Annotated in this window: 13 protein-coding genes; 2 read left to right on the top strand and 11 right to left on the bottom strand. The window is 63.6% G+C overall.

The genetic code is table 11. The features are described 5' to 3' along the window. Nucleotides 1-565 precede the first annotated feature (565 nt). Genes AB4Y77_RS22095 through AB4Y77_RS22085 form a run of 3 tightly spaced genes read right to left on the bottom strand, consistent with a single transcriptional unit; the run spans nt 566 to nt 8,119 of the window. Complete coding sequence (locus tag AB4Y77_RS22095; protein ID WP_311214956.1) at nt 566-4,237, bottom strand: 1,4-alpha-glucan branching enzyme; 3,672 nt, start codon at nt 4,235-4,237, stop codon at nt 566-568. 1 nt (nt 4,238) lies between these two features. Continuing rightward, a complete protein-coding gene (gene treS / locus AB4Y77_RS22090; protein WP_311214957.1) occupies nt 4,239-6,035 on the bottom strand; it encodes a maltose alpha-D-glucosyltransferase in 1,797 nt (598 codons plus the stop codon). Next, complete coding sequence (locus tag AB4Y77_RS22085; protein WP_311214994.1) at nt 6,035-8,119, bottom strand: alpha-1,4-glucan--maltose-1-phosphate maltosyltransferase; 2,085 nt, start codon at nt 8,117-8,119, stop codon at nt 6,035-6,037. The genes treS and AB4Y77_RS22085 overlap by 1 nt, the downstream gene beginning before the upstream one ends. A 125-nt stretch (nt 8,120-8,244) precedes the next feature. Here AB4Y77_RS22085 and glgP point away from each other — a divergent pair, with 125 nt between their 5' ends. Further along, complete coding sequence (gene glgP / locus AB4Y77_RS22080; RefSeq protein WP_442015357.1) at nt 8,245-10,869, top strand: alpha-glucan family phosphorylase; 2,625 nt, start codon at nt 8,245-8,247, stop codon at nt 10,867-10,869. 180 nt (nt 10,870-11,049) lie between these two features. Here glgP and AB4Y77_RS22075 read toward each other — a convergent pair whose 3' ends face one another. The 3 genes from AB4Y77_RS22075 to glgX are packed head-to-tail and all read right to left on the bottom strand — an operon-like array spanning nt 11,050 to nt 14,003. Further along, on the bottom strand, nt 11,050-11,409 hold the full coding sequence (locus AB4Y77_RS22075) for a barstar family protein (RefSeq protein ID WP_354232656.1): 360 nt from the start codon (nt 11,407-11,409) through the stop codon (nt 11,050-11,052). Nucleotides 11,410-11,415: 6 nt separating this feature from the next. Beyond that, nucleotides 11,416-11,862: a ribonuclease domain-containing protein gene (locus AB4Y77_RS22070; protein WP_442015356.1), complete on the bottom strand. Its 447-nt coding sequence runs from the start codon at nt 11,860-11,862 to the stop codon at nt 11,416-11,418. 26 nt (nt 11,863-11,888) lie between these two features. Then, on the bottom strand, nt 11,889-14,003 hold the full coding sequence (gene glgX, locus AB4Y77_RS22065; protein WP_442015355.1) for a glycogen debranching protein GlgX: 2,115 nt from the start codon (nt 14,001-14,003) through the stop codon (nt 11,889-11,891). A gap of 238 nt (nt 14,004-14,241) precedes the next feature. On the opposite strand from glgX, the gene AB4Y77_RS22060 reads away from it, so the two are divergent. Further along, nucleotides 14,242-15,051 carry a carbon-nitrogen hydrolase family protein gene (locus AB4Y77_RS22060; RefSeq protein ID WP_442015354.1) on the top strand — a complete coding sequence of 270 codons (810 nt, stop codon included), beginning with the start codon at nt 14,242-14,244 and terminating at the stop codon, nt 15,049-15,051. An 831-nt stretch (nt 15,052-15,882) separates the two neighbouring features. On the opposite strand, the gene rlmB is transcribed toward AB4Y77_RS22060, so the two are convergent. From rlmB to ispD, 5 genes are all read right to left on the bottom strand, one after another. Beyond that, nucleotides 15,883-16,875 (bottom strand): 23S rRNA (guanosine(2251)-2'-O)-methyltransferase RlmB, encoded by a 993-nt coding sequence (rlmB, locus tag AB4Y77_RS22055; RefSeq protein WP_311214964.1) that lies wholly within the window; start codon nt 16,873-16,875, stop codon nt 15,883-15,885. An 80-nt stretch (nt 16,876-16,955) separates the two neighbouring features. Then, nucleotides 16,956-18,413 carry a cysteine--tRNA ligase gene (gene cysS / locus AB4Y77_RS22050; RefSeq protein WP_442015353.1) on the bottom strand — a complete coding sequence of 486 codons (1,458 nt, stop codon included), beginning with the start codon at nt 18,411-18,413 and terminating at the stop codon, nt 16,956-16,958. 35 nt (nt 18,414-18,448) lie between these two features. Further along, nucleotides 18,449-18,805, bottom strand: coding sequence for a hypothetical protein (locus AB4Y77_RS22045; RefSeq protein WP_442015352.1), 357 nt, complete (start codon nt 18,803-18,805; stop codon nt 18,449-18,451). Further along, nucleotides 18,798-19,355 carry a 2-C-methyl-D-erythritol 2,4-cyclodiphosphate synthase gene (gene ispF / locus AB4Y77_RS22040; RefSeq protein WP_311214967.1) on the bottom strand — a complete coding sequence of 186 codons (558 nt, stop codon included), beginning with the start codon at nt 19,353-19,355 and terminating at the stop codon, nt 18,798-18,800. The genes AB4Y77_RS22045 and ispF overlap by 8 nt, the downstream gene beginning before the upstream one ends. Further along, nucleotides 19,355-20,137, bottom strand: a complete 783-nt coding sequence (gene ispD / locus AB4Y77_RS22035; RefSeq protein ID WP_311214968.1) for a 2-C-methyl-D-erythritol 4-phosphate cytidylyltransferase — start codon at nt 20,135-20,137, stop codon at nt 19,355-19,357. Before ispD ends, ispF begins: the two co-directional genes overlap by 1 nt. Nucleotides 20,138-20,172 lie beyond the last annotated feature (35 nt).

Below are 20,172 nucleotides of genomic sequence, written 5' to 3'. Positions count from 1 at the left end.
CGCCAGCGTTCATCCTGAGCCAGGATCAAACTCTCCGTTGAAGTAAAACAAATCAAACAGACACAACCACACCCACCGGAAATAACGGCCGGCACGGCTGCACAAAATTCGAAACCAGCTGAAAACCAGACCACCACACACGGGGGTGCATGACAGTACTGGCCATAATTTCAACCAATTGATAAAACAATCGGTATCAACAAACTTGGCACACTATTGAGTTCTCAAACAACAGACACTACCGGCACCACCCACACCCACAAGGGTCCAGGATCGCTCCGGAGCAACTTTTCAAACTTACACGCTGCCTGCCTCCGGGTCAAATCGGCGAACTTGACTTGATTTTCCTTGCGGGTTTCTAGTCAGCTTCACCGTCCTCCACTGGGGAGCAGCGCGGGTACTAACTATACCCCTACTTCCCCGTGATGGCAAAACCCCTCAACGACACGGCCGCTGCACCGAGCAAAATCCCCGGGAACAAAGGGAAGAGGGCCCGGAAGCATAGGTCCGGACCCTCTCCGCCTGAGGAAATTACTGCCTCACGTGACTACTGCGAGCGGTCGCGCTACTCAGCCGGCGCGAACCAAGAGGCGCCCAGTGGGGGAAGAGTGACGGTCAACGCGGCGGGCTGGCCGTCGGTGCCAGGCACCGAAGCTTTCAGTGACCCTGCATTGACCACTCCCGAGCCGCCGTACGTTTCAGAGTCGGTGTTCAGGACCTCAGTCCACTCCCCCGCTGCGGGCACACCCAGGATGTAGTCCTTGTGCGGACCGCCGGAGAAGTTCACTGCGCAGACCAACGGTTTACCGTCCTGGTCCCAGCGGATGAAGGTCAAGACGTTGTGGTCGGCATCCCCGCCGTTGATCCACTGGAAACCGCCGGCCTCGTTGTCCCGCTGGTACAGGGCAGGCGTCGAGGTGTAGAGCTCGTTAAGGTCCTTAACCAGAAGCTGCAGCCCACGGTGAGCTGGGATATCGGCGAGGAACCAGTCCAGCCCGTATTGCTCGGACCATTCGGCCTCCTGGCCGAACTCGGTGCCCATGAAGATGAGCTGCTTGCCCGGATGCGCCCACTGGTAGGCGAAGAAGGCACGCAGGTTTGCCAGCTGCTGCCAGCGGTCACCGGGCATCTTCCGGAGCATGGAGCCCTTGCCGTGAACTACTTCATCGTGGCTGATGGGCAGCAGGAAGTTCTCGGTGAAGGCGTACACCATGGAGAACGTAATGGTGCCATGGTGCCACCTGCGGTTGATGGGGTCTTCGGAGATGTACTTGAGCGAGTCATGCATCCAACCCATGTTCCATTTGAGCCCGAAGCCCAGGCCGCCGTGGTTGGTGGGTGCCGTGACACCCGGGAAAGCGGTGGATTCCTCGGCGATGATGATGGCCCCGGGATGGGACTTGTAGACCGTGGCGTTGACTTCCTGCATGAAGGAAATGGCTTCGAGGTTCTCGCGGCCGCCGAACTTGTTGGGCTTCCACTGTCCTTCTTCACGGGAGTAGTCCAGGTAGATCATCGAGGCAACAGCGTCCACCCGCAGGCCATCGATGTGGAATTCTTCCAGCCAGTACAGCGCATTGGATACCAGGAAGTTGCGGACCTCGCTGCGCCCGAAATCGAAGATCAGGGTTCCCCAGTCCGGGTGTTCACCCAATGCGGGATCCGAGTGCTCGTACAGCGGCTGACCGTCGAACTGTGCCAGCGCCCAGGAGTCCTTGGGGAAGTGGGCAGGGACCCAGTCGAGGAGGACGCCGATACCGGCTTGGTGGAGTGAATCCACCAGGAAGCGGAACTCGTCGGGGTGGCCGAACCGTGAAGTCGGAGCAAAGTAGGACGTCACCTGGTAGCCCCACGAACCACCGAAGGGGTGCTCAGCCACCGGCATGAACTCGACGTGGGAGAAGCCAAGCCACTTCACATAATCCACGAGCTCCTTGGCAAGTTCCTTATAGCCAAGACCCAGACGCCAGGAACCCAAGTGAACTTCGTAAACGCTCATGGGCGAGTTGTGCGGATCCTTCTGGGCGCGGGCTGCCATCCACTCCGCGTCCTTGAACCGGTAGCTGGCGTCCACAACGCGCGACGCCGTCAGCGGCGGAACCTCGGTACCGAAGGCCAACGGGTCGGCTTTTTCCATCCAGTGACCGGACTTGGTCAGGATCTCGTATTTGTAGCACGCCCCTGCTACAACCCCCGGAATGAAGAGTTCCCAGACCCCGGAGGAACCAAGGGAGCGCATGCCGTGCTGACGGCCATCCCAGCCGTTGAAGTCGCCCTTGACGCGAACTGCCTGGGCGTTCGGGGCCCACACTGCGAACGAGACACCGTCTACCTCGCTGAGCGCGGAACGGTAATGCTGCACGTGCGCGCCGAGCACATCCCACAGGCGCTCATGACGTCCTTCACCGATCAGGTGCAGGTCCACTTCACCGACGGTAGGCAGGTAGTGGTACGGGTCATCGATGGTGACGGGTTCGACGTCGTACACCACTTCCAAACGGTAGTCCGGCACGTGGCCGGCCTGCAGCGGTTCCAGGACGGCGGCCCACACTCCATGGGTTTCATGTGCCATCTCGGTGCGGCCGTGTTCGGTCACCACCGCCACGGACTTCGCGAGGTGCTTCACCGTACGGATGGTGACGTGGCCGTGGTCGTCCAAGTGTGCGCCGAGGACCGAGTGCGGCGCGTGGTAGGCGCCGGCTGCCACGCGTTCCAAGGTCTCGGGGTCCACGTGCAGGGGAACTCGGGGCCGTTCGGTGCGTGCAGAGCCAGTCATGTCATTACCTTCCGCTGTAGCTGCCGCATGCTTGCCGCGGCTTGTATTGTCGAGGATTCGTCGTGATGCGTTGACCGGAATCGACAGCCAGTCGGGCCGGTTCCGCAACTCGTACACCACCTCGTATAAGGCCTTGTCCAGCCACAATGCCACAAAGAGCGGCGAGCGGCGGTCTATGGTTCCGGGGGTGACGTCGCTGTACCCCTCAAGGAACGCTGCAGCGCAGTCATCCACCCAGGTTTCGGGCACTTTGGCGAGGGAATTTTCGCGCGTGGCGGCACCCGCTGCATAGTCGAACGAGCGCAGCATGCCCGTGACATCGCGCAGGGGAAGGTCGGGATTATTGCGCTCGTCGATGGTCCGCAGCGGCTCGCCTTCGAAGTCGAGAATGGCCCAGCGCCCCGGCTGCCCGGCGCTGCCGGGCAGCGATTCGTTGCCGGGCACCAGCAGGATTTGCCCCAGGTGGAGGTCTCCGTGGACGCGCTGCAACTGTCCCACGTCTCCGGGATCCAGCGCTGCCAGCAGTTGCTCGAGGTTGTCGTCATAGGGCCCGACGGCGGATGCGGCCTCTGCCCACGACTGGCGGACGCGCCGGGCCACGGTCGCGATGATGCCGGAGCCCTGCTCCTGTCCGTCCTGGGTGCCAAATGTTTCCGCCAGCCTTGCGTGAACCGAGGCAGTCGCTGCCCCGAGCCCGCGGGCCTCAGCCGTGAAATCCTTGCCGGCTGCGGCTGCTTCCACGGCCAACCGCCAGGCGTCCAAACCTCCGAGCAGGAATTCATGTGCAACAGTCAGTTCGCCGGTGGCCGGCGCGGATCCGTTCGATGCCGGCCCCTCCCACGAGCCGCTGATCCAGCCGAGCGTCGCAGGAACCTCGGTGGTCCCGGCGGCGGTCAGTGCGGCGCCAAGCTCAACTTCGGGATTCTTACCTGCCGCCAGCACGCGGAAGATCTTCACGATCGCGGCCGAATCGCCGTCGTCGATGATGACGGAGGTGTTGGACTGCTCGCCGGACAGTACCCGTACGGAAGTGGGGTTTTCCGGGAGCGCGACGCGGCCACGCGTGAGGTGTCCGCGCGCGCCTCCCACGCTGCCTTCGCTCCGCATCAGCTCCAGCCAGGCGGTGACGAAATCCGAATCGTAGACGGCGTCGTACACCAGCCGGAGGCCCGAGTCGTCCGTGAACTCGCCCAACAAGGCCGCCGGGGCGTCCACCAGTGGTTGGCTCCGATAACTCAACGGAACCTGCACCACGTCAGTCCGGGGACCGCCGTCGGCCGTCCGGTGGGTCACCGCCAGCAGCACCACCTCAAAAGCAGTGCCGCCGCCAGTGCCAGGGAGGCTCACAGCGCCCACCTGCTCCAGCGCAAAGTCGGGGCTCTTGACCGGGAACCAGCGTTTGCCTGGCAGCCAGTGACGGAGAAGTCCTTCAACGGAGGGGTTCAAGTTTGCCTTGCTCATCTCATCCTTTGGAGGTCACCACGGGAATCGCCTGGGTAAAAGGCGAGGAGGGATTGGAAAAGGCCGAGCGCACCCGCAGCCAGTAGAAGCTGTGGCTGCCCAGCATCACGGTCAGATGACCGTTGTCGCCGACGGCCGGGAATGGCTGACCGCCGAAAATATCGCGCAGGCCGCGGCCCGCGAATTCAGGGATGTCCAACGTTGCCGCTACAGGGTGCTGGGAGAGGTTGAAGACGCACAGAATGGTTTCGGCGTCCTCGCCCTCGGGGTTGCCTGCCGGCAATTCCCGTACATAGGCCAGCACCACTTCATGATCGGCTTCGATGTGCCGGAAGCCGCCCAGGCCAAACACCGGGTGGTTCTTGCGGACGCTGAGGATCTGCCGGGTCCAGCGCAGCAGCGAACCGGAGTGCGCGGCCTGGGCCTCAACGTTGGCCATGCCGTAGTTGTACACCAGCGACTGGATGACCGGCAGGTACAGCTTGCCCGGATCTGCTCCGGAGAAACCTGCATTGCGGTCCGGGTTCCACTGCATGGGCGTGCGGACAGCATCACGGTCATCGAGCCAAATGTTGTCGCCCATTCCGATCTCATCCCCGTAATACAGGAAGGGACTGCCGGGCAGGGAAAGGAGCAGTGCATTGATGAGCTCAATTTCGGACCGGGAGTTGTCCAGCAGCGGCGCGAGCCGGCGGCGGATGCCGATGTTGGCCCGCATCCGGGGATCAGGGGCGTACCAACCCAGCATCGCGGCGCGTTCCTCAGCCGGGACCATCTCCAAGGTCAGTTCATCATGGTTGCGCAGGAAAGTTCCCCACTGGGCACCCTTGGGTATGTCCGGAGTCTCCCGCAGGGTCTCGATGATGGGTGCGGCCTTCTGGTCCCGCAGTGCGTAGTAAAGCCGCGGCATGATGGGAAAATGGAACGCCATGTGGCACTCGGGCGCTTCCTCGGTGCCGAAGTACTCCACCACTTCATGCGGCGGTTGGTTGGCCTCCGCAATGATCACCCGACCGGGATAGTTCGCGTCCACCATGCGCCGAAGGTCCTGCAGGAAAGTGTGCGTCGCCGGCAGGTTCTCGCAGTTGGTTCCGTCTTCCTCGAACAGGTACGGAATAGCGTCTGCCCGGAACCCGTCAATCCCCTGGTCCAGCCAGAACCGGATCACGTCATAGAGGGCCTCGATGACTTTGGGGTTCTCAAAGTTCAGGTCCGGCTGGTGGCTGAAGAAGCGGTGCCAGAAGAACTGCCGGCGGATGGGATCGAACGTCCAGTTGGATTCTTCGGTGTCAACGAAGATGATGCGGGCGTCCTGGTATTTCTCATCCGTATCGCTCCATACGTAGAAATCGCCGTAGGGACCCGTGGGGTCCTTCCGCGACTCCTGGAACCACGGGTGTTGGTCCGAGGTGTGGTTCAGCGGGAGGTCGATAATCACCCGCACGCCCCGGGCATGTGCCTCGGCAACCAACCGCTTGAAGTCGCTGATGGTGCCGAATTCATCCAGCACGGATGTGTAGTCCGCAATGTCGTAGCCGCCATCGCGCAGCGGTGAATGGAAGAACGGCGGCAACCAGAGGCAGTCAACGCCCAGCCATTGGAGGTAGTCCAGTTTCTCGATCAACCCGTGGAAATCACCGGAGCCATCCCCGTTGGCATCCGCAAAGGCCCGCACCAGTACCTCGTAGAAGACTGCCTTGCGGTACCAGTGTGGATCATGCTGGAGACCGGGGGCGTTCAACTCGAAGGTGTTCTTCGGAGTGAAGTACTGGCTCGGGTTCTGCGGAGAAAAACTCACTAAGGCTGCCTCCGGATGCTCAGGATGTGTGCCGGCTCAACGTGTGCATCCAGCCGGACGTAGTTGTGCTCGCCCCACTCCCAGCTCTGGCCGCTGATGAGGTCATCCACCCGGAACCGGCCGTCGTCGTTAAGGTCCTGTGGGTCCAGTTGCAGGGCCGCTAGGTCCAGGGAGACTGTGCTCTCGCGGGTGCTGTGCGGATCCACGTTGACCACAATGATCAAGGTGTCCTTGGTGCCATCGGGCAGCGTCTTGTGCTTGGAGTAAACGATCGTCGCATCATCGGTGCTGCTGTGCAGCGTCAGGTTCTGCAGGTCGCCCAGCGCCACGTGCTTCTTGCGGATGGTGTTGAGCCTGGTGATATACGGCGCCAGGGTGCGTCCGGATTCGGCTGCGCCTTCCCAGTCCCTCGCCTTGAACTCGTACTTTTCGTTGTCGATGTATTCCTCGGCACCCGGACGGGCCACGTGCTCGTAGAGCTCGTACCCTGCGTAGACACCCCAGAGCGGGCTGGCCGTTGCGGCCAGTGCAGCCCGGATGCGGAAGGCCGCCGGCCCGCCATACTGCAGGTACTCGGTGAGGATGTCCGGAGTGTTCACAAAGAAGTTTGGACGGAAGAACGCCGGGCTCTCGTGGCTGACTTCGTGGAAGTACTCTTCCAGCTCGGTCTTGGTGTTCCGCCACGTGAAGTAGGTGTAGGACTGCTGGAAGCCCGCACGCCCCAAGGCGTGCATCATCGGCGGGCGCGTGAAGGCTTCCGCCAGGAAGACAACCTCGGGGTTCTTCTTGTTGATCTTGCCGATCAGCCATTCCCAGAACCAGACAGGCTTGGTGTGCGGGTTGTCCACGCGGAAAATCTTTACGCCGTGGCTGATCCACAACTGCACGATCCTCAGAATTTCCTTGGACAGTCCCGTCGGGTCATTGTCGAAGTTCAGGGGATAAATGTCCTGGTACTTCTTCGGTGGGTTTTCTGCGTAGGCGATCGAACCGTCCACCCGCGTGGTGAACCACTCAGGATTGGACGTCACCCACGGGTGGTCCGGGGCTGCCTGCAGGGCAAGGTCCAGGGCGACCTCAAGCCCCAATTCGTTGGCGCGCGCCACAAAGGCGTCAAAATCTTCAAAAGTGCCCAGTTCAGGGTGGATGGCGTCGTGGCCACCGTCCTTGGAACCGATGGCCCACGGCGACCCCGGGTCCTGCGGTCCCGGCGTCAACGTGTTGTTGCGGCCCTTGCGGTGCTGGAAACCGATCGGGTGGATGGGCGGCAGGTAAATGACGTCGAAGGCCATCTCCGCCACGGCGTCGAGCCTCTTGGCTGCCGTACGGAAGTTGCCGGAGGTCCAGACACCGGTGGAGTGATCCAGCACAGCGCCCTCTGAGCGGGGGAAGAACTCGTACCAGGAACCGCGACCCGCGAGGTCGCGCTCCACCTGCAGCGGGAATCGTTCGGAAACGGTCACCAGTTCGCGGATGGGAACACGTACGACGGCGGCCAGCACCTCGGGGCTGAAACCGGCGCCAAGGCGCTCCTCGGCAGTCTTGGTGGTATCGGCCAGCACGACGGAAGCGGCACGCATGGTGCGCTTCTCCACAGCGCTGCGTCCGGCGTCGTCGGCTGCTTCCGCGAGGAGGGCAGCGCCCTCGGCGAGCATCAACTCAACGTCGATGCCGGCGCCTACCTTGACCTCGGCGTTGTGGTGCCAGGTGCCGTAACGGTCGTGCCAAGCTTCGATAACGAAGGACCAGGCTCCGGTGCCGGTGGGCGTGATCAGGCCCTCCCAGCGGTCCAGGCCCTTCCACTTCTCGCCCTCTGCAGGGGTCAGGCGGACGCGCTGACGTTCTTTGCCCCGGGGATCGAGCAGTACAGCGGACACGCCGAGCTGGTCATGACCCTCACGGAAGACCGTGGCGCCAACAACGAGGTCCTCGCCCGGCAAGGCCTTCGCCGGGAAACGGCCACCCTCAACCACCGGCTGCACGGCAGTGATGGGGAACCGGCCGAAGCGCAGTCCCTGGGTGATGTCCGTAGTCGTCTTGGATTTCAGAGCGGTGATGGTTCGCGCGGTTTTCGTCACAACCACGACGTTAGCGACAAAAATCACAGAATGCTAAGCACACGACCTATCTACTCGACGCAAGATGACTTTTACCTAAAAGAAACCCAATCCGGTTCCGACTGCCATGTCCGTCCGTTAGTGTGGCGCTCGTGAAGGCTATTCGAAGGTTTACAGTCCGTACCGTCCTCCCCGAGCCCATCCGGCCCCTGGCCCGATTGGCGACCAATCTGCGCTGGTCCTGGCACCGGCCCACACGGGAACTTTTCGCGAGCCTCAACCCGGCTCTCTGGGAGGCGTCGCAGCACGACCCCATTGCCCTTCTGGGGTCCATCAGCCGCGAACAACTGCAGGACCTCGCCAACAACGGCGACGTGGTGGAGCGCGTTCAGGCCGCTGCCTCCGACCTGGACCGGTACCTCAGCGAACCGCGCTGGTACCAAGGCCTCGGCGAAGACGCTCCCGCCTGCATTGCGTACTTTTCCCCCGAATTCGGCATCACTGAAGTTCTTCCGCAGTACTCCGGCGGCCTCGGCATCCTGGCCGGAGACCACCTCAAGGCCGCCTCAGACCTCGGCGTGCCGCTGATCGGTGTTGGGCTCCTCTACCAGGCCGGCTACTTCAAGCAGTCCCTGTCCCGGGATGCCTGGCAGCAGGAAACCTACCCGGTGCTGGACCCCGACGGCCTGCCGCTCACGCTTCTTCGCCACCCCGGCAAGGACGGCATGCCCGGCAAGCCCGTCCACATCTCCCTTCCGTTGCCCAACGGCCGCGAGCTCCACGCGCACGTCTGGCGTGCCGACGTCGGACGCGTTCCGCTGCTGCTGCTGGACTCCAACGTTCCCTCCAACGATGAAGCCGCCCGCGGCATCACGGACCGCCTGTACGGCGGCGGGGGCGACCACCGGCTGCAGCAGGAACTCCTCCTGGGCATGGGTGGCGTCAAAGCCCTCCGCGTCTACCAGGAACTCACCGGCACGCCCGCGCCGGAAGTTTTCCACACCAACGAAGGCCACGCAGGTTTCCTGGGCATCGAACGCATCCAGGAAGCCATGTCCGATCCCACCGTGCCCCTCAGTTGGGACGAGGCCCTCGCAGCCGGTCGCGCATCCACCGTCTTCACGACGCACACGCCCGTCCCCGCCGGCATCGACCGCTTCGAGACCGTCCAGATCAAGCACTTCTTCGAAGCCGGGCTGGCACCTGCCGTGCCCACGGACCGCATCCTGGAACTCGGCCGCGAAAACTTCGACGGCGGAAACCCCTCCGTTTTCAACATGGCAGTCATGGGCCTGCGCCTGGCGCAGCGTGCCAACGGCGTGGCCAAGCTGCACGGCGTGGTGTCCCGCGAAATGTTCGCCGGCCTGTGGCCGGGATTCGACCACTCCGAGATCCCCATCACCTCCGTCACCAACGGCGTCCACGTCCCCACCTGGGTGGACCCCCGCATCTCCACCCTGGCCCGGAACCAGTTCGGTGCCGAGGCTGAAGCGCTGGGCCGCTGGGACCTTGCCTACAATGTCAGCGATGAAGACGTCTGGGCGCTCCGCCGGGAGCTGCGCGCCCAACTCATCGACGACGTCCGACGCAGGCTCAGGGCCTCGTGGAAGAAGCGCGGCGCCGCCGACGCCGAGCTCGGCTGGACCGACTCCGTGCTGGACCCGGACGTGCTCACCATCGGCTTCGCCAGGCGCGTGCCTACCTACAAGCGACTCACCCTCATGTTGCGCGACCCCGCACGCTTGAAGGCCCTGTTGCTGGATCCGAAACACCCCATCCAACTGGTCATCGCCGGCAAGTCGCACCCCGCGGACGACGCCGGCAAGAAGATGATCCAGGACCTGGTGCGTTTCACCGACGATCCCGAAGTCCGCCACAGGATCGTCTTCCTGCCCAACTACGACATCGCCATGGCGCGGACCCTGTTCCCTGGCTGCGACGTGTGGCTGAACAACCCGCTGCGCCCGTTGGAAGCCTGCGGCACCTCCGGCATGAAGGCCGCCATCAACGGCTCGCTTAACCTGTCCGTCCTGGACGGCTGGTGGGACGAAATGTACGACGGCGAAAACGGCTGGGCGATCCCCACCGCAAACAACGGCGCATCAGCCGACGAACGCGACGACATCGAAGCATCCGCACTGTACGAGCTCCTCGAAAACCAGGTAGCTCCGCGCTTCTACGGCACCACCGTTGCCCAAGGCGCCGGCGCTGCAGGACCGTCCGAGTCCAGCCGCGAGACCGTGCCCACCCACTGGGTGTCCATGATCAAGCACACCCTGGCGAACCTCGGCCCCGCCGTTTCCGCGGAACGCATGCTCCACGACTACGTCAACAACCTCTACTGCCCGGCCGCTGTCTCCGGGCGCAGGGCCGTTGCCGGAGCCTTCAAGGAAGCCAAGGAACTCGCCGCCTGGACCACCAAGGTCCGGAACGCATGGCCCCAGGTAGTGGTGGAACACGTTGACTCCGTGGGGGTCTCCGAGGAACCCCAGGTGGGCGACAGCCTCCAGGTCAACGCCTACGTAGCCCTCAACAGCCTCACCCCGGACGATGTGTCCGTCGAGGTAGCCTTTGGGCGTGCCGAGGAATCCGATGAACTCGAGGACGTCGTGGTGGCCGAACTGGACTCCCTGGAAGACCTCGGCAACGGACGACACCTGTTCAACGGCTCCGTGGTCATCAACCGGTCCGGCTCCTTCGGCTACACCGTCCGGGTGTTCCCGAAGCACTCGGCGCTGGCTTCCAAGGCTGAGCTGGGGCTGATCGCGAACGCCTAGGCCCTAACCAGACGACATCCGCCGGATGTCAGTCATCCTCCGCGTGTACCCCACTGTCCCCCTAGCCTCGCAAGCTCGGCCAGGGAACCCTGACGGCGTGGGCCCACTTTGCGCTTTGACGCACGCTTCCGGATAACTGGCATCCGGCTTGTTGTTTGGTTAGGTGTGGCCGGTTCGCGACTAATTCTCGAAAACGGCGATGACTGCGAGGTCGCGGCCGGCGTAGCGCTCTGCGTCCTGGAGGACTTCGCAGACTACCCCGAAGGACCGGTCTGTGCGGTAAGCGGCCGGGACCTGCCAGATCATGGTGACGGGTCCGCCGTCGTCCTCTGAGAGGGCGTCGGCGTAATCGTGCAGGGAGTCGTTCAGGGCGTCCAGGTTCACGCCGTAGTACTCAGGGAAGTCCAGGACCTGGGCGAAGACTTCCAGGACCGCTTGCTTGGTGGTTGCCGGGGGGACCATCACGGTCCTGCGGCCGGCGTCGGAAATCTGCTCCCGTAGTTCTTCAAGGGTCCAGGTGTCTGCAGAATAGATCTTCATGGGCTCCTACTTGCCTTCGACGATGAACTTGAACGATTCGTAGTGGTCCGCGGTGTAGTACTTGGCGGCGTCCTTGCCCACAATGATGCGGCGGGCTCCACGATTCTGCTTTCCTGGGGTGATGACTGTGTATTCCTTATAGAAGCCGCCGGACTTCTTCGGCAGCAGACCTTCAAAGTTACCGAAATTCCCGTCATCTTCCTTGTACGGATAGGGGCCGCCCTCGGCGATCAGGGCCAGCGTTTGGCGGGCTTCCTTGGGCAGTTGCGATGCGTTGATGGTTGGCAGCGTCGAAGGGTTTGCCACTGCAGCCGCCGACGACGACGCAGGGCCAGGTTCCGGCGTCGTGGTTGGTGCCGTGAGCGCACCACCGCCCACCATGGCGACCACCAGCACGACGACGGCGATCACCAGACCCGCGAACGCCACCAGTTTGCTGCGGCTGCGGTTCATGCGAAGAACTCCTGATGTCTGTGTGGCTACGTGCGGTAGATGTTGATGGTGTTGGCTTGCAGGATATCCCGCTCGCCTGAGGCCACCAACGCGCCCTTCCGGCGCTCGTGCAACACCGAAGTCGTGAAGCGGAGCTCAAACATGCGCTTGCCGATACCGGTTTCACTCAGAATCTCCGGCAGCACCATCTTCACATCCTGGTTGCTTCCGTTCACCACGATCAAGCCACGGATTTCGCTGTCCTCATGCCCCATCAGGAGTTGGACAGAGCGCACATTGGGATCGTTCCAGCGTGCGGGAGTCATTCGCTGACCTTTGTCGTCGAACCATTGCAGGCTGGAGTTGTTCGCGTTGCCGGGGAAACTCTCAGGCTGGTGCCGCAGGAACCAGCGGCGGAGCCGAACCAGCTCACGTGTGGTCCTGAACATGGCGTTGGCTTCCTGGGTGCGGCTCCAATCCAGCCATGCCGTGGGGTTGTCCTGGCAGTAGGCGTTGTTGTTGCCTTGCTGGGTCCGGCCGAGTTCATCGCCGGCAGTAATCATGGGGACGCCGAAGGACAACAGAAGGGTGGCCATCAAGTTGCGGATGGACAGGGCGCGGGCGGCCACAATGGCCTCGTTCTCGCTCCGGCCCTCCACACCATGGTTGTAGCTGCGGTTATCGCCGTGGCCGTCGCGGTTCTGCTCACCGTTGGCCTCATTGTGCTTACGGTCGTAGCTCACCAGGTCCTTCAACGTGAATCCGTCGTGGGCCGTGATGAAGTTGACCGAAGCAAGCCGGGTCCGTCCGGACGATGCGAAGAGGTTCGCGGAACCGGCCATGAGTTCAGCCAACGACGCCACGGAACCGCCTTGGCCGCCTGCTTCGATGGCGGCGCGGTCGGACAGCCAAAAGCTGCGGACGCCGTCGCGGAAATGGTCGTTCCAATCGGACCAACCGTGGGGGAAACGGCCTGTCTGCCAGCCGCCGTAACCGACGTCCCAGGGCTCTGCAATGAGCTTGACCCCAGACAGTACCGGGTCCTCCGCGATGGCCTGCAGGAAGGGATGCTTGGGGTCAAAGGTGTTGCCCGCGTCCCGGCACAAGGTCACGGCAAGGTCAAAGCGGAAGCCGTCCACGTGGAAGTCGTTCACCCAGTACCGCAGGGAATCCAAGGCCAGGTCCACCACCACTGGATCGCTGAAGTCCAAGGTGTTTCCACAACCGGTGGTGTCCAGGTAGCGCCCATGGGCATCGTGCCGGTAGTAGCGCTTCTCTGCGAGCCCACGGAAGCTTAGGGGCGGTCCATCCGGTCCAGCTTCGGCGGTGTGGTTGTACACCACGTCCAGGATGACCTCGATGCCCGCCGCGTGCAGCAATTTGATCATGCCCTTGAGCTCGTCCTGAACCGCGTGGGGGCCTGCGTTGCGCGCTGACTCCGTGGCGTAGTCCGAGTGCGGTGCAAAGAAGGCGGCCGTGTTGTAGCCCCAGTAGTTGGTCATGCCAAGGTCCTGGAGGTGGGACTCATCCAGGTGGAAATGGATGGGCAGGAGCTGGACGGCCGTGATTCCGAGCTCAGTGAGGTGCTGGATCATCACCGGATGGGCCATACCGGCGTAGGTACCTCTGAGATGCTCCGGAATGTCCGGGTGCAGCATGGTCTGGCCGCGGACATGTGCTTCGTAGATGACGGAAGTCCGCAAGGGGATGTGGGGTGGACGGTCGTCGCCCCAGTCAAAGCCTGTTTCCACGTGCACACTGGTGAGGAACTCGCCCCGCTGGTCCACAGCGCGACCATAGGGATCGAGCAACAGGCGATGTTCGCCGTCGTCGTCCAGGTCCACAGCCGGCAAGGACAGCGGGAAGCCGCGCTCGGACGATGCCTCACGGAAACCGTAGCGGGTGCCCGGCGGCATTCCGCTGACCAGCCCGAAGTGCACGCCGTCTTCTATGTTGGGAAGGATGTGGGCACGCCACGGCTCTCCAGGAGCCTGGAAGGCGATCTCCACCTCGTTCAGGTCGGGCGCGAAAACTGCCACGTTCACCTGGTGGTCCTGCGTTATTTCGGCATCGTCAAGGCCGGGCTGGGGCGTGCTCAGTCCGAGGGGCCGTGGCCGCGAGGCGTCGACGGCGGCTGCTGTGTCAAAAATAGGCATAACCATTGCTTGCAAGTTTAGTTCCACGCCAAGTATGTGCCGCGCCGGCCGCGCATGTGACGACGTTCCACATCGCAATTTGATTACTTGCCTGCTGAGGGCCGGATTACTTGGGCCGCTCACGTGCTGGAACGCTGTTCGGGAGCCGCCTTCACGGCCGGTTGGCTACGTGAATAAGTCGCATGGACCGGCTGTTGTCCCGCCCGCTTGGCATACTGGGACGGAGACAACTGGAGGTTTTATCGTGCGCGTGGCACTCGCCCAAGTCATCACCGGCCGGGATCTGGCCGACAACCTGCGGCTCCTCGAGGAGTACGCCCGACTGGCGAAAGACGGCGGCGCCGACTTGGTGGTCTTCCCCGAGGCCATGATGCGCGCGTTCGGGAACTCGCTGCTGGACATCGCCGAACCTCTGGATGGCCCCTGGGCCGGCCGGGTGCGCGCCATCGCCGACGAACTGCAGATGGTGATCGTGGCCGGCATGTTCACCCCCGGCGCTCCTTCGGAGTCAGGGGCGCGTCGCGTGCGGAACACCCTGCTGGCCACCGGCCCTGGCGTCGAAACGAGCTACGACAAGATCCACCTCTTTGACGCGTTCGGCTTCGCTGAGTCGGACACCGTTGAGGCGGGTACAGACCCCGTGACGTTCGACGCCGGCGGCCTCACCTTTGGTTTGGCCACCTGCTACGACATCCGTTTCCCTGCCTTGTTCACGGCCAACGCCGATCGCGGCGCGGTGGTGAACATCGTCTCGGCGTCCTGGGGATCCGGGCCGGGCAAAGCCGAGCAGTGGCAACTTCTCGCCCGTGCCCGCGCCGTGGACACCACCACGTTCGTGCTCGCGTGCGGCCAGGGCGATCCAGCTACCCAGGGCGTTGAGCCCAAAGGTGCCGCGCCCACAGGAGTCGGGTACTCCGCCGTCGTATCCCCGTTTGGCCAGGTCCTGGAGGCCCTCGACGGCGAACCCGGCCTGATCTTCCACGACCTGGACCCCGCCGTGGTGGAGGAAGCCCGCCAAAAACTCCCTGTGTTGGCCAACCGCCGCCAGTTCTAGCTCCCCCCACCGATCCTCTCTCACATCCCTAGCCCTCCCGGCCGGCCCTCTCTCACATCACTAGCCCTCCCCGCCGGCCCTCTCTCACATCCCTAGCCCTCCCGGCCGGCCCTCTCTCAYGTCACTAGCCCTTTGCGGCCGTATGGTCACGCCCAGAAGTAAATATGAGGCCGCGTTCCGTGAGAGGCAGTACGGCTGATTCTCTCCACGGATCGGTCAATGAAACAGGTCGCCGAGGAGATCGGAGTAGAGGAAAGCAAGTTGGGAACTGGCTTCACAGGCATCGGGCACCGGAACCCTTTGCCGAAAATAAGCGTTGGCGGCCCAGGTCGAGTTCCTGGGAAAGTCAACGCATTCTTTACCGCGAACCAAAAGTAGGCCGCTCCGAAGAGTTCGGAGCGTCCGGCTCAATACCGAGGGATATGAAAGAGCGATCGGCTCAAACCCGAGGGATATGAAAGAGCGATCGGCTCAAAACCGAGGGACATGAAAGAGCGTCCGCCCCAATACCGAGGGACATGAAAGAGCGTGCGGATCAAGCCCGAGGGACATGAAAAGAGCGTCCGCCCCAAACCCGAGGGACGTGAGAGAGCGTGCGGATCAAGCCCGAGGGATGTGAGAGAGCGTGCGGATCAAGCCCGAGGGATGTGAGATAGCGTTGGTACCCGTCGGCGGCACTGCAGGCACACGAAAGGCGCCGCAAGGGCCATCCGGAAGCATGATTCCAAGCGAGGAACGAGCGAGCATGCGGAGGATGGCCCTTGCGGCGCCTGAGCGAGGATGGCGGGCGCCGCAGCTGCGACCCCCGCTCCTGCGGCGCCTGAGCGTGGACTACTTAGCGGCGCGCTGCCTCGACACTTCGTACAGCGAGATCCCGACGGCCATGGATGCGTTGAGCGATTCCATGGCTGAGTCGATCGGGATGGAGACGATCTGGTCGCAGTTTTCGCGGACGAGCCTGCTGAGGCCCTTGCCTTCGGAGCCCACCACGATGCACACGGGTTCGGTGGCAACGCTGAGGTCGGGCAGTGAAACGTCGCCGTCGCCGTCCAGGCCCAGGACGTAGATGCCCATGTTCTTGAACTGCTTCAGCGCGTTGTTGAGGTTCGACGCGCGGGCCACAGGTACGCGGACAGCGGCACCGGCGCTGGTCTTCCACGCGGACGCGGTGACGCCCACGGAGCGACGCTCAGGAACGATCACGCCGTGGCCACTGAACGCGGACACGGAGCGGATGATCGCACCGAGGTTACGGGGATCGGTGATGCCGTCCAGGGCAACGAAGATGGGGGCGTTGGAGATGTGCCCCTTCTTCCACTTGGCCAGGGTTGTCTCGGCGAGGTCGTAGGCGTCCTCGTACTCGTACGGCGGGATCTGCAGGACGAGGCCCTGGTGGACAGCGTCCTCGGTCATGCGGTCCAGCTCGACCTTGCCGGTTTCGAGCAGGGGGATGCCGCGCTCGGCCGCGAGTTTGAGGGATTCCTTGACGCGGTCATCCATCTCGATACGGATGGCGACGTGCAGCGCCTTGGCGGGGATGCCGGCGCGGAGGGCTTCGACCACCGAGTTACGGCCGGTGACCAATTCTTCCGTTGCACGTCCCTTGGGGCCGGAGCGTGCGCCGGCGCCACCGGGGCGGGTGCCCGGTCCGCGCTTGGCAGCTGAGCGTTCCGCCAGCTGCTTGTTCTTGTATGCCTTGTGGTAGGTGCGTTCCTCCGCCTTGGGCGTGGGACCCTTGCCCTCCAGGGCCTTGCGGCCGTGGCCACCGGTTCCGGTGGTGGGGCCCTTCTTCTGCTTGACCGACCGGCGACCATTGTTGGCCATGAGATTCCATCCTTGATTTTGTGAGTAAGTCTGGAATCAAGTCTACTGACCCGATGCAATTCGGCCGCCGCGCCGGTATATCAGTCGCGCTTAAGGCTCCAAGTGGCCCCATCCGCACCATCTTCGACGACGACGCCCGCGGCAGCCAGGGTGTCGCGGATCGCGTCGGATGCAGCCCAGTCCTTGTTGGCCCTGGCGGCAGCACGGGCTGCGAGTTGGGCGTCGATCAGCACTTCCAATGCGGCGTGCTCGCGTCCCTGCACAGCTTCCGGACGCTTGACCGCATCCAAGCCCAGCACTTCGGTCATCGAAAGGACGCTGTAGAGGGCAGCCTTGGAGGCATCGAGGTCGCCGGATGCCAGCGCAGTGTTGCCCGCCCGGACGGTCTCGTGGAGCACGCCCAGGGCTTGCGGAACGTTGAGGTCGTCATCCATGGCGGCAATGAAAGCAGCCGGCATGTTGGCCTGCGGTGCTACCTCCGAGGAGGAGCCGCCGCTGATCCTGGCCGACGCTTTGGCAATGAAACCGTCAATACGCTCGACGGCGGCCGCAGCCTCCTGCAGCGAGGTGGGCCGGTAATCCAGGATGGATCGATAGTGCGCCTGACCCAGGTAGTAGCGGACCACGCGGGGCGATGCGAGCTCCAGCATTTCGGCAGGGCTCACCGTGTTGCCGATGGACTTGGACATCTTTTCGCCCTCGAAGGTGACCATGCCGTTATGCATCCAGAAGTTGGCGAACCCGTCGCCGGCAGCTTGGGACTGGGCCATCTCGTTCTCGTGGTGCGGGAAGCGAAGATCCAGTCCCCCACCGTGGATGTCGAACCGGTGGCCAAGGTATTTGGTGACCATGGCAGAGCATTCGAGGTGCCAGCCGGGACGTCCCGCACCCCAGGGAGACTCCCACTTGGCGGTGACGGGCTCGCCGTCTTTGAATCCCTTCCACAGCGCGAAGTCCCTCGGGTCGCGCTTGCCGCGCGGGTCGGCGTCGGGGGCTCCCTGCATGTCATCGATATTTTGCCGCGTCAGCGAGCCGTACTTGCTCCAGGAGCGGACATCAAAGTAGACATCGCCGGAATCGTCCAGCGCGGGGTAGGCATGGCCGCGGTCGATGAGGCGCTGGATGAGCGCGTGCATTTCCGGGATGTGGCCGGTGGCCCGGGGCTCGTAGGTTGGCCGCTGGACCCCCAGGGAGTCGTAGGCGTCCTCGAACTCCTGCTCGTAGCGGTAGGCCAACGCCCACCACTCTTCAGCTTGGCGCGCGCTGGGTTCGGCGTCCCAGTCCGGCCCGAAGGACTGGGCGGACTTGGCAAGGATTTTGTCGTCGATGTCCGTGACATTCCGCACCACAGTGACGCGGAGGCCACGGAATTCAAGCCAGCGGGTCAGCTGGTCGAAGGCAATGGCCGACCTGAGGTGGCCCACATGCGGCATTCCTTGAACGGTGGCCCCGCAGTAGTACACGCTGGCCTTGCCGTCTTCGAGGGGAACGAAGTCGCGGACTTCGGCGGAGGCGGTGTCATAGAAGCGCAGGGTCACCGCTCCAGATTAGCCGATGACGCGGCGTGACCTGCCTACTTGCAGTATTCGCCGATCTTATTGAACTGGACCGTGAGCTTCTCCTGCTGGTCCTTGGTGGCTGCGCCAAGCGATGAAGCGGCAGCTTCGTCCATGATCGCCGCCATGTCTTTGATCGGGTTGCCGATCTCCGGAGCCAGCTTGTCAGCGATCTCGTGATAGTGCGCGGCGATCTGTTTGGACTGCTGCTGTTGGTTGCCGTCAGGCTTGAAGGTGTCGTTGTTCAGGAATTCGCAGCTGGCCGCCACGTCCATCTTCGGTGTCCCCGCACAACCGCCCAGCAGGATCCCAGCGGCAAGGCCCGCGGACAGCGCCACTGCGGAACGCACGACGCCGCTACGTGGCTCATGCATGCGGCGCACCTTTCGCGGGACCCGGCTCGGACGCCTGTACCTTATGCCCGGTGACCGGGTACACAAGTGCGGTGGCAACAGCGGAAATTCCTTCGCCACGGCCGGTGAAGCCGAGGCCGTCGCTTGTAGTGGCCGTGACGCTGACAGGCGCGCCCGCGGCCTCGGTCAGGACCTCCTGGGATTCTTCCCGGCGGGGGCCGAACTTGGGACGGTTGGCCACGAACTGCACTGCAACGTTGCCGATCTCGAAGCCGGCCGCGCGAACGATGCGGGCCGCTTCACCCAGGAGTTTGACTCCGGAGGCGCCAGCGAACTCGGGCCGGTCCGTACCGAAGTGCGTGCCGAGATCGCCGATCCCGCAGGCGGAGAAGAGCGCGTCGGCTGCCGCGTGGGCCACGCAATCGCCATCCGAATGCCCGGAAAGTCCTTGTTCGCCTTCCCAAAACAGCCCGCCCAACCACAGCGGCTGGGGGTCGTCGGCGGGGGCGAAAGCGTGCACGTCGATGCCAACACCGGTGCGGGGCAGGATCATGTCCTGGCTCAAAGTCATCAGCCCTCCACCCAGCGAATCCCCAGCGGACCTTCCAGGAGGCCTTCAGCGATGATGAGGTCCAGCGGAGTGGTGATCTTGAGGGACTGGCTGGCCCCGCGGACGGCGTGGACCGGAACGCCCACCAGCTCCACCAGCATCGCGTCGTCCGTCACGGCTGCGGCTTGCTTGTCGTCAAAGAATTCAGCAGCCTCGTGGGCGCGGCGCAGGGTGGCCAGCTCGAAGCCTTGCGGCGTCTGCACGGCCCTGAGGTGTTCGCGCGGCGCCGTTCCCGTGACTAGCTCCGGTGCAATGGACGAGTCCGTGCCCGTCGTCTCGGCGACGGTCTTGATGGTGTCCACCACCGGCATGGCGGGAATGACGGCTTTCGCGCCGGAGGCCAAGGCGTCGGCTACCCGCTGAAAAACGCGCTCAGGGGCCAGTGCGCGGGCGGCATCGTGCACGAGGACGAATTCCGTGCCGTCCTCCAGAGCAGCCAAAGCAGCGCGGACTGAATCCGCGCGGGATGTTCCGCCGTCGACCACTGAGATTTCCGGGCCGCCATCCACCAGGTCAATGGTGAAGTCGGCGATCAGTTCGCGGAGCTCCGTGTCGCCTTGAGGCACCGCAATGCAGATCTGGCGTGCGACGTCCGCAGCGACCACCCCGCGGAGGGCATGCATCAGGATGGCTTCGCCGCCCAGCGGAACCTGGGCTTTGGGCATGCCGTAGCCGAGGCGCTCACCGGAACCGGCGGCAACCACGATCACGGCCGTAACGGCGCGCTTGGAAGGATTACTCATGCGCCCAAGGTTACTTGGAAGTACTTGAAGATACT

It is taken from the genome of Paenarthrobacter sp. YAF11_1 (assembly GCF_052113445.1).
Taxonomy (GTDB): domain Bacteria; phylum Actinomycetota; class Actinomycetes; order Actinomycetales; family Micrococcaceae; genus Arthrobacter.
The sequence above is the reverse complement of the archived record's forward strand: the minus strand, read 5'-3'. Positions and strand labels throughout refer to the sequence as shown.

Excerpts from the sequence above, each read along its gene's own strand:
- AB4Y77_RS22075 (WP_354232656.1), bottom strand. The coding sequence starts at position 11,409 with ATGAAGATCTATTCTGCAGACACCTGGACCCTTGAAGAACTACGGGAG.
- AB4Y77_RS22070 (WP_442015356.1), bottom strand. The coding sequence starts at position 11,862 with ATGAACCGCAGCCGCAGCAAACTGGTGGCGTTCGCGGGTCTGGTGATC.
- glgX (WP_442015355.1), bottom strand. The coding sequence starts at position 14,003 with ATGGTTATGCCTATTTTTGACACAGCAGCCGCCGTCGACGCCTCGCGG.
- AB4Y77_RS22095 (WP_311214956.1), bottom strand. The coding sequence starts at position 4,237 with ATGAGCAAGGCAAACTTGAACCCCTCCGTTGAAGGACTTCTCCGTCAC.
- rlmB (WP_311214964.1), bottom strand. The coding sequence starts at position 16,875 with ATGGCCAACAATGGTCGCCGGTCGGTCAAGCAGAAGAAGGGCCCCACC.
- AB4Y77_RS22045 (WP_442015352.1), bottom strand. The coding sequence starts at position 18,805 with ATGCATGAGCCACGTAGCGGCGTCGTGCGTTCCGCAGTGGCGCTGTCC.
- ispF (WP_311214967.1), bottom strand. The coding sequence starts at position 19,355 with ATGACTTTGAGCCAGGACATGATCCTGCCCCGCACCGGTGTTGGCATC.
- ispD (WP_311214968.1), bottom strand. The coding sequence starts at position 20,137 with ATGAGTAATCCTTCCAAGCGCGCCGTTACGGCCGTGATCGTGGTTGCC.